The sequence below is a fragment of the Pseudovibrio sp. POLY-S9 genome, assembly GCF_001431305.1.
Taxonomy (GTDB): domain Bacteria; phylum Pseudomonadota; class Alphaproteobacteria; order Rhizobiales; family Stappiaceae; genus Pseudovibrio.
On the sequence record NZ_LCWX01000122.1, the window covers coordinates 60,160 to 73,893 of the forward strand.

Sequence of the window (13,734 nt, forward strand, 5' to 3'; positions counted from 1 at the left end):
TTTGGCACCCGCACCAATCAGCACGCCCTGACGGATCTTCGGATGACGGTCGCCTGAGACCTTGCCCGTACCACCAAGTGTCACACCTTGCAGAATAGAGACATCGTCTTCAATAACAGCAGTGCCGCCAACCACAATGCCGGTACCATGGTCAAAGAAAACGCCCCGCCCAATTGGAACCTGAGGATGAATATCCATCTGGAACACTTCAGAGCAACGGCTTTGCAGGTAAAGCGCGAAATCCTCTCGCCCCTGCTTCCACAACCAGTTGGCTAACCGGTGTGTCTGCAGCGCATGAAACCCTTTGAAATAAAGCAGAGGTTCCAGGAAACGGTCACAGGCAGGATCGCGATCAAAAACAGCACCCAGATCAACACGGAAGGCCTGAACAATATCAGGAGCCTGATCCAGTACATCCAGATAAGTCTGGCGGATAAGAGAAGAAGAGACAACCACATGGCCTAGCCGGTCAGCCACACGATGAACAATCGCTTCCTCTAGAGAAGAGTGGTTCAGCACCGTCTCGTAAACAAAAGACGCAAGTGCTGGCTCAGAGCTAGCCATCGCCTGGGCTTCGGCTTTCACGCGATCCCAAACAGGATCATGCGATGCGAACTCCTTGGGGCTACTTGAAGAAAATTGCACCATGAAAGAGCGTTCCTTTATGGATAGGACCTATTCAACCTTACATAGGTGCAGACTGTCTCGATCCAAGCCCCACCCACTCACTATGAATTATCCGCCTATAGTACATCACGCAGTATTGCCATTAGAGAAAGCGCGTACCAAACCTGTATAGGCAATTAGAAAGTGAACCTACATTTCTTTCAAAAATCAGAAACTGGTTCTAATTTTAAGCTGCCGCTTGGTACTCTATTAAAAATGGCATGATCGCAGCAGTGAAAATATCGTTCACATCGCCTGCCACCATATGACCAGCTTCTTTCACATCTGTGAATTGTGCATGGGGAACCAATGCGAGAAATTCATCGACATGGCTCTGTTTCACAAGCTCTGACGCTGCCCCACGAACAAGCATGCTCGGTACTTTGAGATTAGCTGCTGCCTCCAACAGCTCACTCTGCACCTTGTCTTTCATATCAGCACGATCAGCATGATGCGTGATAAAGCGAGGGTCCCAGTGCCAGCGATAGCGCCCATCTTTCCGTAAACGCAGGTTTTTCGAAAGGCCATCTAATGTCTTGGGGCGCTTTCGATGCGGAAGATAAGAGGCAATCATGTCCGCCGCTTCTTCAACGCTACCAAACCCGTCCTCGACCTTTTCAGCCATAAACGACAGGATCTTACTCACTCCGCCTTCATCTAGGCGCGGGGTCACGTCAACCAGAATAACGCCAGCCAACACACCTGGACGCAAAACACCCTCAGCCAGAATAGACGCAAGACCACCTAATGAGGCACCGATCGCAATTGGTTTGAAACCGGTTTCCTCATAGATTTGCGCGGCAGCTGCAGCAACATCTGCACCGAAGTCAGAAAAGAAGTATTTCTCCCCTTCAACCCACGCACTGTCCCCGTGTCCACGCATATCAAGACAAAACGCCTGCATACCTGCATTGGCGATCATCTCAGCAGTCTTGCCCCACGAATGTCTCGTCTGCCCGCCACCATGCATCATCATCACCGGCTGACCTTTTGAGCCGAACCGGTCTGCAACAATACGGTTGCCATCGGCTCCGATAAATTCGTGGGTGCCTCTATTCATGAAAATTGCTCCAAAAACTCTAATGTGCCTTTTTTGAAAATCTTGTCGCCAACAGCGGTCATATGGTCCCGGTTGGTAATCTCCAAATAACTGGCATTCGGCATAAGATCAGCAAGCGCCTTAGGATCACCGGCCACATCATCGTTTGTACCAACAGCAACAAGTGTCGGCGCTGTAATCTTAGAGACCATATCCTCAGAAATAGGCTTCCGGGCTGACTGCATACACGCTGCCAACGCACGCCGGTCTGATTTGGTCTGCTCGGCAAAGGCTCTGAAGGCACGACCCGTCCGGTCTTTCACATCAGAGACCTTGTCAGCCAACAGCCCTTCAATGATTGGTTCAGGATTACCAACACCAGAAATCAACCCATACCCCATCCCGCCAAGCGACAGCGAGCGCACCCGGTCCGGTGCTTGCAGCGCACAAAACGCAGAAATGCGGGTGCCCATGGAATAGCCAAGCAAATCCGCTTTATCGATATAGAGATGATCCAGCAGTTTCAGCGCATCTTCGGCCATAACCGGAGCGCCATAATCCTCTGCATTGTAGTACTTGTAGCTTTCACCATGACCACGATTATCAATCGCAATCACACGGCGGCCATCCTTCACCAACAAATCAACCCAGCCGGGATACACCCAGTTGACGAACTTGTTGGATGCGAATCCGTGGATCAGCAGGATCGGGTCGCCCTCTCCTTCATCAAGATAAGCGATAGGGTGATCATTATTATTGAATATTGGCATATTACCTAACGTTTACGTAAAGGAAAACTATGGGATCATGGGAGGGTAAATGTAAGGGTGGAGAAAGAAAAGACCAAAGAACTATCAATTTGGACTAGTCCCTCAACTATTCACAGAGGCTGAGACAACACCAGTTCCGCCGAAAAACCTCAGCGCTAGGTGAAAAAACGCAGTACAGTTGTGGACCGCATAGGCCCCAAAGCAATCAATCAACTAGAAAACCTGTCTTTTTCACCCGAACCAATTTAATGTCGGCGGCAAATTTTTGTTCCATGGAGCTTGGCGAAAAAATGGCCGGTAAAGTCGTACCCCACTTTCACAACACCAATGGCGTTGACGCCATTAAAATCGGCGCTAAAGAATTTATGTGCATTGGCGCACGCCCCCCACAAGATCACCCACACGTATTCCTCGACATGGGTGCTGATGACAACATAATCTGCCCATACTGCTCAACGCTTTACCATTACGATGCTGAGCTCGGTTCCGCAGAATCTAATCCAGCTGACTGCGCTTGGGTACCTGATGCGGCTTAACAACCGCGTCATCTGACCGATAAAACGAATAAACAGTAATCACATTGCTTTGCCTGATCCCGATAACCTCAGGCAAAGCACGGCAAGCAAGCTGCGTAATGATACCAAAAAATATTGCTATCGCAGGAGCCGGGATCGCCGGACTTACAGCTGCGTTATACCTTGCCCGTAAGGGCCACAGTGTTTTTCTGTTCGACGCTGCCCCAGAGCTTTCCGAAGTCGGCGCAGGAATTCAGCTATCTCCCAATGCAATGAGATGTATGCAGGCTCTTGGCTTAGGCCCTGCGCTCATGTCCAGAGCCGTCTCTCCAGCCAGCGTCAATATACGCTCCGGCCAAGATGGGTCTCAACTTGCAACCGTTCCACTTGGCCGCATTGCTGAAGACCGCTATGGCGCGCCATACTACGTGATTCACCGGGCAGATCTTCAACAGTTGTTATTGGAAGCTGTCCAGAACACACCGGAAGTCACTCTGCGGCTGGATACCAAGGTAGAGACCGCCGAAATCAACGGTGATACCGTTAAGCTTCAGGGAGCGGCATTCACAGAAGCTCTTGCTGACGTGCCGGATCAGTTTGATCTGCTCATCGGGGCTGACGGTGTCCGCTCAAGCATCCGTCAGAACACATTGGGTGGCGCCGCAGCCAAGCACACAGGTTTCGTGGCCTACAGAGCAACAGCAGAGCCGCCTTTCAATCTGGAACCTCTGCTGAGCACCTCAGGCCTATGGCTCGCACGTGATGCTCATCTGGTTCAATATCCAGTAAAGAATGGCAAGCTGCTCAACATCGTCGCCATCACCAAGGAAGATTGGAAAGAGGACACCTGGTCCCATCCGGTTGGCAGTGATCACGTCCGTAAACACTTCCGCAATTGGGCGCCAGAAGCGTTGCGCCTAGTCTACCTGCCAGAAACGTGGAGCCGTTGGTCATTGTGCGAGGTCGACACTCGCCCTGCGTGGACGCAAGGGCCTGTAACACTTATCGGCGATGCTGCTCATGCGATCCTGCCATTCTCAGCGCAAGGTGCGGCAATGGCAATTGAAGATGCAGCAGTCCTGTCCAAGATGGTCGACAAACATGGTGCGACACCGCAAGCCTTGCAAGCCTACGAGACTACCCGCCGTCCACGTATTGAAAAGATGAGCAAGCTCGTTAAATGGAATGATTGGGTCTACCATATGGGCTTCCCTCTTCGCATTGCACGAGACCTTGTCATGCGGTCCAACACACCAAGTCAGCTTCTTGACCGGTTGAACTGGATCTATGAGTGGTCGCCAGAAGATCATAACGATTGAAACTAGAGCCTACTCCCCCAAGGTGGCTCCGGTTTTCGGATAAGCATACGCATAAAAATGAAGAGCTAGAGCTTGGTGTATGAATACAACGCCTTCTAGCTGTCAAAGCCACCCATATTTCAGGAATACAGAAAGCCATGACCAATAAGATCATCACAGCGGGATATGTCGTTATTGGCGATGAAATCCTGTCTGGTCGGACCAAAGACAAAAACATCGGCTTTCTGGCATCCTACCTCACAGATATCGGCATCGATCTGTCTGAAGTCCGCGTCGTTCCTGATGTAGAAGAAAAGATCGTGGAAGCCGTCAACGCTCTTCGCGCAGAATACACCTACGTGTTCACATCCGGCGGGATTGGCCCAACGCATGATGACATCACAGCAGATGCCATAGCAAAGGCCTTCGGCGTATCGATTGATCTGGACCCACGCGCTTACAAGCTTCTGGAAGATCACTACGGTGCAGAAAACTTTACCCCTGCCCGCAAGCGCATGGCTCGCCTGCCTGATGGAGCCGACCTGATTGAAAACAAGGTGTCCATCGCACCCGGTTTCAGAATGGAGAACGTGTACGTGATGGCAGGCGTACCAGCCATCATGCAATCCATGGTCGATGCCATTGCCCCAACGCTTGAAACCAGTCAAAAGATGCTTTCAGTGACTATTGAGGCCGCTCTTCCTGAAAGTCGCATTGCCACAGACCTAGGGGAAATACAGAAAAACTTCCCCGAAACCTCTATTGGCTCTTATCCGCAGTCAAAAGATGGAGTATTTTCCACACAGGTTGTTGTGCGATCTAGGTCAAATGATGTACTGGAACAGGCCAGTGAAGCCGTCCGAGCAGCCGTAGAAGCTGCAAAGACAAAATTTCTTTGAAAGAAGACACATGGATAATCAGCAGCAATCCAAAGCATTCCCGGTCTCTTGGGACCAATTCCACCGCGATTGCCGTGCCCTCTCTTGGCGCCTCGCCGACAAAGGCGAATTTACAGCGATTGTAGCCATTACACGTGGTGGTCTTGTTCCAGCTGGCATTATTGCGCGCGAATTGGGTGTTCGCACCATCGAAACAGTTTGCATTGCATCTTACCACGACTACGACGATCAGGGTGAGTTGAAGGTCATCAAGCCAATCGACCCGAAAGTGGTCGGCTCTGAAGGCGGTGAAGGCATTCTCATCATCGATGATCTGGTCGACACCGGTAAGACTGCAAAAGTTGTTCGCGAAATGCTGCCAAAAGCACACTTTGCAACCGTCTACGCCAAACCAATGGGCCGCGATCTGGCTGATACCATTGTGACTGAGGTTTCTCAGGACACCTGGGTGTACTTCCCATGGGATCTGGGCATGCAGTTCCAGCCACCAATCTCTAAAGATACCGCAGGCTAATCAACCCGCCGGAATTCTGCATAAGAGTTTCCAAAGCCTCGGCCTCACCGCCGGGGCTTTTTCCGTTCATAAGCCGGTAATGATCCAACCTTCATAAATGCATTTTGGCAGCACTATACGAAGCGATGAATAACGTCGGACTAGCGGCTATCTTAGACAAACTTATCCCCCTTGCTCAAATGTGCCCTCATACTAACTCTATGCCCACGTGACGGGCAGCTGGCGGACCGTCCGTCAGCGTGTCGTGGGCTGGGTGGGGCTTTTGAGAGAGGTAACGCATCTTTCAAAGGTCCGGTGGAACCGATTTTCAGACGTGACTGCATGGTCTGAGAGGAAGGGCCCAAGTCTGAAGGGCATCACGCAGTGGCATTTACTGGTCAGAGCAATAAATGTCAGGGACAGAGGGCCTGTTTAGGCCGGGAAACTTGCCAAAGCAAAGCCGTTGTCTTTCCAGGAAACTGGCTATCGTGTCTTTCAGGATAAGAGGCGATGTTGTCCATATCAAAATGCCCGGGCAAGGTGCGTAGCCAATGCCAAAGACTCATTTCTAACAAGTAGCACAGGTTTTGCCTGCCGCCTTGCTCATCCCGACTTACGGGAACTCTGGTCCAACACTGCATGGGAGGCTATGCGGTGCTTCCAGTGCAGGTGTATACGCATCATCAGATACCATGCTCTTTTTAGGCTTGTCCGCCTTAACAGCGCACCTCTATAGACCGATCAGCGATGATCTCATCAGTATCCAGCCGGCATCCAATCGCGTAGACTTCAACACCTGCCTTTACAGCCGCATCAAATGCCTCACCATATTTCGGGTCAATATCACGTGCCAGAACAAGCGCATCGCAATCATCACGCTGGATCAGAAACACCATTGCAGAACGATGGCCTTCCCGGACCATATCCGCCAGTTCATCAAGATGCTTTGCTCCACGCGCGGTCACAGCATCAGGAAACTCTGCGATCCTATCTTCGCGGGCCAGCGTGACGTTCTTCACCTCAACATAAGTGCGCTTGTCACCCTCACCTTCCAGCAGAATATCGATACGGGAGTTCTTGCCGTACTTCACTTCACGACGCAGCTTCTCATAACCCACAAGCTCAGGAATACGCCCTGCTTCAATAGCCTCTTCGACCAGGCCATTCGGACGGCTGGTATTGATACCCACCATCGCACCGTTAATCTCGAGCATTTCCCAGGAGTATTTCAACTTGCGCTTCGGATCATCATTAGGCGTCAGCCAGACCTTAATGCCCGGATCTTTCAAACCCATCATGGAGCCCGAGTTGGCACAGTGCGCTGTGATTTCAGCACCGCCATCATCGAGGCTCACATCAGCTAGAAACCGTTTGTAACGCTTAATCAGCCGGCCAGTGACCAGCGGTACATCAAATCGCATAGCGACCTTCCAAATTATTCAGATTATTTGGACCAGAAATCAGGATCCAGAAGAATGAGAACCGTAAACAGTTCCAGACGCCCCAGCAACATCGCAGCGCACAAGATCCATTTCACTGGATCAGGCAGCGCAGCAAAGTTGCCAGATGGCCCGATCATGGTGCCAAGGCCTGGGCCAACGTTACCAACGGATGTCGCAGCGGCAGACACAGCAGTCACCAGATCCAGATGAAACAGAGACAGGATCAGCGTCAGAATACCAACTGTACCGATGTAAACCACAAGGAACGCAAGAACGGAGAACGTAAGCTCTGGCGTCAGATGCGTATTGCCATAGCTTACAGAGATCACACGGTTAGGCCGCACCATCCGGCGCATATGCGCAATCACGGTTCCAAAGAACACGAGAAAACGGAAGACCTTGATCCCGCCTGTTGTCGAACCTGTACAGCCACCAACAAACTTGAGCAGGAACGCAAGACCGATCACCGGAGCTCCCCAAGCGGTATAATCGCCCATGGCATAGCCAGTACCCGTCACCACAGAAATCACGTTAAACGCGGATTGCAGGATCGCACTACCAAAACTATCTGCATTGCCAGAAGTGCCGAGATAAATCGTCAGAGCAAGAGAAATCAAACCCACGAGCCACAGAAACGCCCGTACTTGCGGATCCCGCCACAGCAACATCGGCTGACCGCGCAACCCCTGAATGATCAGCACGAACGGCAGCGCGCCCACAATCATGAAAACAACTGCAATCCAGCCAGTCACCGGATTGGTGAAGTACCCGAAGGAATTATCATGCGTAGAGTAACCACCCGTCGCAATTGTTGTGAGACCATGGTTGAACGCATCAAACATCGTCATGCCGGAGAACCAGTAAAGCACAATGCAAAGACTGGTCAGAAGCAGATACGTCAAACTGATCAGCCGGATCAACTCAATGGAACGGCTGACAATCTTTTCGCTCTGGTCGGAGCTTTCTGTCTGAAACAGCTGCATTCCACCAATGCGCAGAAACGGTAAAAGCACGATCGCCATAACAACGATGCCAACACCGCCCATCCACTGCATCAACGAACGCCACACAAGCAGCCCTGGCGGAAGTGAATCAAGACCCGTCAGCACAGTAGAGCCGGTGGTGGTGAATCCCGACACTGCCTCAAACGCAGCATCGACATACGCAATACCCAGCCACAAAAACGGCAGAGCCCCAAACGCGGGCAACGAGACCCAGCATAAAGTTGTCAGGATAAAGGTCTGGCGCGTATCCAGCCCGTCACGCAGCGCACCACCCATGGCCACGATAAGCAACATGCCAACCAGACCGGTAATTAATGCTGAAATAATAAAGGCTTGCCAGTCAGCATTACGCGACACAACATCCACAAATGCAGGGACGAGCATGGCAGCAGCGAGGCCGACATAAAGGTACCCAAGCACACTTAAAACCGGTCGTATGGAAACCAACATCAATCCGCCGATATAAAATCCAATTTAACCCGCCCGCTAGTCACATGTTGTCCCTTAACGGACGAGATTGGAACGGTATGCTCTCAAACATTTATGAAGCATTGGTTTTAGGCCACTTAGTGATATCTGGCAATTGAATTAATCGGACAACTACCTATTCACACAACAAGAATGAAACCGGACAGCCCAAACATGCTCAATGCACGAAATCCCTAGTCTTTCAGGGACGTTGCGTCAACGCCAGAATTGAGGGTTAAACAGCACCAGCACTGTAAAGAGTTCCAATCTCCCCAGCAACATTGCCGCAGAAAGCACAATCTTCGCACTGTTGGGGATGTCGGCAAAGTTTCCGATAGGGCCAACAACATCACCAAGTCCTGGGCCTACATTAGAAACCGCAGTCGTCGCTGCGCTCATAGCAGTCACCAAATCCAAACCAAGTCCACCAAGAATGACAGTAATCAGCCCCACAGTGGCCATATAGACCACCAGAAACGCAAGAACCGAGAACGCTAGTTCAGGCGTGATCTTTGTATCGCCATACCGGACAGGAACCACCTGATCAGGCCGGATCATCTTATTCATGTACGCACGAACAGTGCCAAAGAACACGATGAAGCGGAAAATCTTGATGCCACCACTGGTCGAGCCTGTACAGCCACCAATAAACGTCAGCATCAGGAAGAAGCCCATCATCGGAGGACCCCAGGCCGTATAATCGCCAAGGCCATAGCCGGTTGTAGTAATAATTGAAATCACCACAAACAGTGCTTCAACCACAGCACGGCCAAACGTGAACTTGTTCTCAATACCGAGATACAGAGCAGTCAAACTGGAGAGGACAATGATAAGTAAAATAAAGACTCGCGCCTGAGGATCCTGCAGAAGTGCTTTCGGATTCTTGGTCAAGGATTTGATCAGTACAACGAACGGCAAACCCGAAGCCAGCATAAAGACCACAGCCACCCATTCCGCGGCTGTACTCTCAAAATATACAAAGGATGCATCGTGGGTGGAAAATCCACCAGAGGACAACGTCGTCATTGCATGGTTCACCGCATCAAACAACGACATGCCAGAAAACACATAAAGGATCATGCAGGTCAGCGTCAGCATGATGTAGACGCCACCAATCAAGCGCGTCAGATCCGTCGCACGGGCAACAATCTTCTCTCCGCGATCAGAACTTTCTGTCCGAAACAGCTGCATACCGCCAATACGCAACAAAGGCATGAGCAAGATCGCCATAACGATGATGCCAACACCGCCGATCCACTGGGTCAGGGAACGCCAGAACAACAAGCCAGGAGGCATACCATCCAGACCAATCAGAACCGTGGAACCTGTGGTCGTAAACCCAGAAACGCTCTCAAAAAAAGCGTTCTCGAAACCGATCCCAAGGCTGAGAAAGGGCAGAGCGCCGCAGACTGGCATCACAATCCACGATGCTGTGGTCAGCAAAAACGCCTGTCGAATGGTGAGGTGTTCGAGTTTGTAGTTGGCCGTAGAAACAGCAAGCAGCAGGCCAAACAAACCAACAAACAGAGAAGAGAGTGCAAACGCAATCCAGTCGGGATTGCTGAAGTAAATGTCCAGCAATGCAGGCGCCAGCATCAAAATGGCCAGCCCAACCAGAAAGTATCCAAGCACCCGTAATACGGGACCCACCAGTGCCATAATATCTCTCATTTCAAGATGGGCTTCGCCTCTGGCGAGTGCACCAACACGCTTTAATCTCAAATCCTACAGAAACTCGGTTAAACTTCTCAGCAAACAGACACAACAAATCGGTTCGATGATTTTTGAGGTTACTGGGAAGTGAAAATTTGGGGCTCATAACGAGCCCGTAGATAAGTCCGGCAGGATGGATCGCCTATCTACGCCAAAAGTAGGGGTCAGCCAAGTTTTTTCTTATCCGGAATGTTCTCACCTCGGCAAAGTGCATAGCCATCGAGGCACAATTTTACCGGGCGTGAAGCCAACTTGGTGTCTGCAAAGTCCAATTTAAACTCGGAAAAACACTTGTATTACAAGTTCCCACAGCGCTGCGACAATACTACCTATAAGTCATTCTACCGCGACAGGATGTGATCCTCAGATCACGTTTTTCATTAGCCTTAACACCCGCTCAAAGTGAATTAATTTCATTATACTGTTGTTTTAAATAAGATATTGCAGCCTGAAATTTCACAGCACCTAAAAACAAGGCAATTCAATAAAATCAATTAGATAGCTCATATTGTCGCAGTTTTTCGTCTTATAGATTTCATCAATGACGCGATAGACTCATACGATTTTATTTAAGCTGCATCCTTCTGCAAGTTCTCGCTGAACACCGTAAGCTTCCCTACGTCATTTCAGGTAGGGACCTTTCGGAACTGAAGAACAGGGGAAGGGTATTCATGGTCTGAATTTGTGGTTTGCACGGTCTCTTGAAAAGACCCTGGAACCCGGAAGGAAAGTTACAGCGAGTTTGAAGCCGCTGACGCAGTTGCACTTTTACACCTCCCATTAAGCTGCAACTCAAAACCCGAAAATCCTGACGGTTCCAACTCCTCCCAGCAAACCAGAAATCAAGGCCATGACGTGAGATGCCTTCATCAGCTTCGCTCACAAGCAAGCACCGTGAAAGCACACTCTCCTTTCCTCCGTCAGTTTTATGGAGAATGGCTGTTATGCTTCAGCAGACAGACAAACACGAAGAATCCTATAGCGAGGCACACAAGCCTGCGAGCGAGTTCGAACAACGGTCTGATTATCTGGACCACGAACTCCAGATTATGAAACCACGCCGTTGGGGTCTCAACCTGCCGGGCCGCGACTTCCGTTTTGAAATGGAAGATTTTGTTCCCGCAATTGCAGGCACAATCGGCATCTCCGTGATGTACTCTGCGGTTATGACAGCATGGGCAACCGGCCTCACAGCAAAATGGCCACACGTCAACCTTGGTGCTGAATGGATCATTGAGGTGGTTCGCGTTGAGATGCTCATCCCGGCGCTGCTCTTCTGCATCATCGGCTCTGGTTTTCTCAACCCACGCGCAAACCTTGCAGGCAACCACGGTCCAATGATCCCGCTCATTGGCTCCATCGCTCTTGCAGGCGCGCACCCTCTGGCACTGGCAGCACTCGTCTGTGCCTTCGGCCTACTCCTCAGCTACTTTAAAGGCGGCTCTCGTCTGGTGAACCTGACCAGTCAGGGCGTTGCTGGCGGTTTGCTCGTGTTCCTTGGCTTCATGGGGGCAAAGGGGCAAATCACATCCCTCTTCAGCTGGGCTGGCGGCCTGCAGGCTAAGCATGACCTGGCTTACAGCCTCTCTTACGTCGCTCTGGCAATCTTTGCCGTCAACATCGTGCTCTACGCCTTCCTCGCAAAGGTCGGTAAGCGCTGGCTCGCAATTCCAGCTTGCTCCGTCATCGCGGTTGTTCTGGCGCTCGCACTCGGCGCAGGTGTTGACCTTCAGTTCACCACAGCTCCTGGCCTGCCAAACATGAATCCATGGTACTGGTGGGGTTCTACTGAGACCGGCTGGCAGCTTGGCATCCCTAGCTTCAACCACTTCGTTGCATCTCTGCCTTGGGCAATTCTGGCAGTCGCAATGTGGTCCCCGGACTTCCTCGGCCACCGTATCTTCCAGGAACTCAACTACCCTAAGAACACAGATAAAGTTCTGATGGACGTTGATGACACCATGACCTGCTGCTCCCTGCGCCAGTTCACCGGTACATTCTTCGGCGGTGGTAACATCACCTCCTCCTGGGGCACCTACATGATCCCGGCAGCGATCGCGAAGCGTCCTATCCCTGCAGGCGCAATCCTGCTCGGCGCACTATGCATCGTTATCGCAACCATCGGCTACCCAATGGACGTAGCAGTATGGCAGCCAGTGATGTCCTGTGCTCTTCTGGTTGGTGTGTTCCTTCCACTTCTGGAAGCTGGCCTGCAGATGGTGAAATCCAGCAACGACACCAACTCCGCTGGTATCTGCATCTTCGCAGCCATCGTGACCAACCCTGTTCTGGCATGGGCAATCACCATGTTCCTCGACAACAATGGTCTCATTGGCGACAAGGAACGTGCAGAACGTCTGAGCTTTGCAGACCGCATTATCATTCCAGCAGGTGCAGTGATCATCTGTACTCTGGCAATGGCGGCAGTTGGCATGCTCCCAGGTATTCCAGCTCTCTTGTAAGCTGAACCGCACTAAATCTTAAAAGCGCATCGCCCAGCGGTGCGCTTTTTTCGTTTCCTTAGGCACTGCGACAATACGCACCTGCGTAAAACCTCACGTCAGTAACGCACAGTACGGATGACAAGCTCACCTTCATCTGGCATATTCATAGGCACCAAGCAGTCCTACTCCTCTGATATTTCAAAATAAATCAGAGCGTGCAAAATTTTTCACCGCACCACTTTCTGCTTTCGGCTTTGCTCTATCCTCCACAAACTCACACTGTAATAGATTACATCTATAACGTGATAGACTCTGGCGATTTCAACTAACCATGTGTTAGATGCAGACTCAACGTATGGATACAGGCTTCCTCCCTCTCGCCTGCCTCCTAGGCGCATTCCCGAAATGGGGCTCGATTTTCGGAAAACAGGATGTAGTCGCAACAAAAGATCAAGGCGGTTTGCCGGGCGAGGCAATGCAAACTGCTTTGATTGCTCTAGGGGTTTGCTGATGTTTAAAATACCAAGCTTTATGCTGAAAGACGCGATCGTAGCCAAGCCGGGCTTCAATCGTTGGCTCGTTCCACCGGCTTCCATTGCAATTCACCTGTGCATCGGTTCTGCCTATGCATGGAGTATCTACAATCCGGCACTTGTCAGAGAAATCGGTGGCATAGCACCTGCAGCTGAAGATTGGTCTCTCAGCTCAGTAGTATGGATCTTCTCAGTCGCAATTCTGTTTCTTGGCCTGTCTGCTGCTGTTGCAGGCAAATGGCTTGAGAAAGTTGGCCCACGCTGCGTTGGCACAACAGCTGCCTTCTGCTGGGGAGGTGGTTACATCATCGGCTCAATTGGCATCATGACCCATCAGCTCTGGCTGCTGTATCTGGGGTATGGCGTCATTGGCGGCTGTGGCTTGGGCCTTGGGTATGTTTCACCCGTCTCCACCCTGATCCGCTGGTATCCTGATCGTCGCGGTCTGGC

12 protein-coding genes are annotated in these 13,734 nt (G+C 51.1%); 6 read left to right on the forward strand and 6 right to left on the reverse strand.

The features are described 5' to 3' along the window. From PPL9_RS09820 to PPL9_RS09830, 3 genes are all read right to left on the reverse strand, one after another. Positions 1–648: serine O-acetyltransferase (locus PPL9_RS09820; RefSeq protein ID WP_082596709.1), on the reverse strand; the 648-nt coding region annotated here is incomplete at its 3' end. Positions 649–853: 205 nt separating this feature from the next. Beyond that, positions 854–1,726 carry an alpha/beta hydrolase gene (locus PPL9_RS09825; protein WP_057462533.1) on the reverse strand — a complete coding sequence of 291 codons (873 nt, stop codon included), beginning with the start codon at positions 1,724–1,726 and terminating at the stop codon, positions 854–856. After that, complete coding sequence (locus PPL9_RS09830) at positions 1,723–2,475, reverse strand: alpha/beta hydrolase (protein WP_057462534.1); 753 nt, start codon at positions 2,473–2,475, stop codon at positions 1,723–1,725. The genes PPL9_RS09825 and PPL9_RS09830 overlap by 4 nt, the downstream gene beginning before the upstream one ends. Positions 2,476–2,765: 290 nt before the next feature. Between PPL9_RS09830 and PPL9_RS09835 the strand changes: the two genes are divergently transcribed. The 4 genes from PPL9_RS09835 (at position 2,766) to gpt (ending at position 5,701) form a co-directional block, all read left to right on the forward strand. Next, positions 2,766–3,011: a zinc-finger domain-containing protein gene (locus PPL9_RS09835; RefSeq protein WP_057462674.1), complete on the forward strand. Its 246-nt coding sequence runs from the start codon at positions 2,766–2,768 to the stop codon at positions 3,009–3,011. Between the two features lie 98 nt (positions 3,012–3,109). After that, the gene (locus PPL9_RS09840) at positions 3,110–4,309 is read left to right on the forward strand and encodes an FAD-dependent oxidoreductase (protein ID WP_057462535.1); all 1,200 of its coding nucleotides are present in this window, start codon (positions 3,110–3,112) and stop codon (positions 4,307–4,309) included. 137 nt (positions 4,310–4,446) lie between these two features. Beyond that, positions 4,447–5,187 (forward strand): competence/damage-inducible protein A, encoded by a 741-nt coding sequence (locus tag PPL9_RS09845; protein WP_057462536.1) that lies wholly within the window; start codon positions 4,447–4,449, stop codon positions 5,185–5,187. A 10-nt stretch (positions 5,188–5,197) separates the two neighbouring features. Next, positions 5,198–5,701 (forward strand): xanthine phosphoribosyltransferase, encoded by a 504-nt coding sequence (gene gpt / locus PPL9_RS09850; RefSeq protein ID WP_057462537.1) that lies wholly within the window; start codon positions 5,198–5,200, stop codon positions 5,699–5,701. Positions 5,702–6,396: 695 nt separating this feature from the next. Here the strand turns inward: gpt and sfsA are convergent. From sfsA to PPL9_RS09865, 3 genes are all read right to left on the reverse strand, one after another. Next, entirely contained in the window at positions 6,397–7,101 is a 705-nt protein-coding gene (sfsA, locus tag PPL9_RS09855) for a DNA/RNA nuclease SfsA (RefSeq protein WP_057462538.1), read from the reverse strand. Positions 7,102–7,124: 23 nt separating this feature from the next. After that, positions 7,125–8,576: a TrkH family potassium uptake protein gene (locus tag PPL9_RS09860; protein WP_057462539.1), complete on the reverse strand. Its 1,452-nt coding sequence runs from the start codon at positions 8,574–8,576 to the stop codon at positions 7,125–7,127. 234 nt (positions 8,577–8,810) lie between these two features. Next, positions 8,811–10,226, reverse strand: a complete 1,416-nt coding sequence (locus tag PPL9_RS09865) for a TrkH family potassium uptake protein (RefSeq protein WP_082596721.1) — start codon at positions 10,224–10,226, stop codon at positions 8,811–8,813. A gap of 1,025 nt (positions 10,227–11,251) precedes the next feature. Here PPL9_RS09865 and PPL9_RS09870 point away from each other — a divergent pair. Both PPL9_RS09870 and PPL9_RS33180 read left to right on the forward strand, forming a co-directional pair. Next, positions 11,252–12,769: a DUF3360 family protein gene (locus PPL9_RS09870; RefSeq protein WP_208980702.1), complete on the forward strand. Its 1,518-nt coding sequence runs from the start codon at positions 11,252–11,254 to the stop codon at positions 12,767–12,769. A 492-nt stretch (positions 12,770–13,261) separates the two neighbouring features. Further along, on the forward strand, positions 13,262–13,734 hold a 473-nt coding region (locus PPL9_RS33180), incomplete at its 3' end, for an MFS transporter (protein WP_244273375.1).

Coding starts and splice junctions, on each gene's coding strand:
- PPL9_RS09825 (WP_057462533.1), bottom strand. CDS start 1,726: ATGAATAGAGGCACCCACGAATTTATCGGAGCCGATGGCAACCGTATT.
- PPL9_RS09830 (WP_057462534.1), bottom strand. CDS start 2,475: ATGCCAATATTCAATAATAATGATCACCCTATCGCTTATCTTGATGAA.
- PPL9_RS09835 (WP_057462674.1), top strand. CDS start 2,766: ATGGCCGGTAAAGTCGTACCCCACTTTCACAACACCAATGGCGTTGAC.
- PPL9_RS09840 (WP_057462535.1), top strand. CDS start 3,110: ATGATACCAAAAAATATTGCTATCGCAGGAGCCGGGATCGCCGGACTT.
- PPL9_RS09845 (WP_057462536.1), top strand. CDS start 4,447: ATGACCAATAAGATCATCACAGCGGGATATGTCGTTATTGGCGATGAA.
- gpt (WP_057462537.1), top strand. CDS start 5,198: ATGGATAATCAGCAGCAATCCAAAGCATTCCCGGTCTCTTGGGACCAA.
- sfsA (WP_057462538.1), bottom strand. CDS start 7,101: ATGCGATTTGATGTACCGCTGGTCACTGGCCGGCTGATTAAGCGTTAC.
- PPL9_RS09860 (WP_057462539.1), bottom strand. CDS start 8,576: ATGTTGGTTTCCATACGACCGGTTTTAAGTGTGCTTGGGTACCTTTAT.
- PPL9_RS09870 (WP_208980702.1), top strand. CDS start 11,252: ATGCTTCAGCAGACAGACAAACACGAAGAATCCTATAGCGAGGCACAC.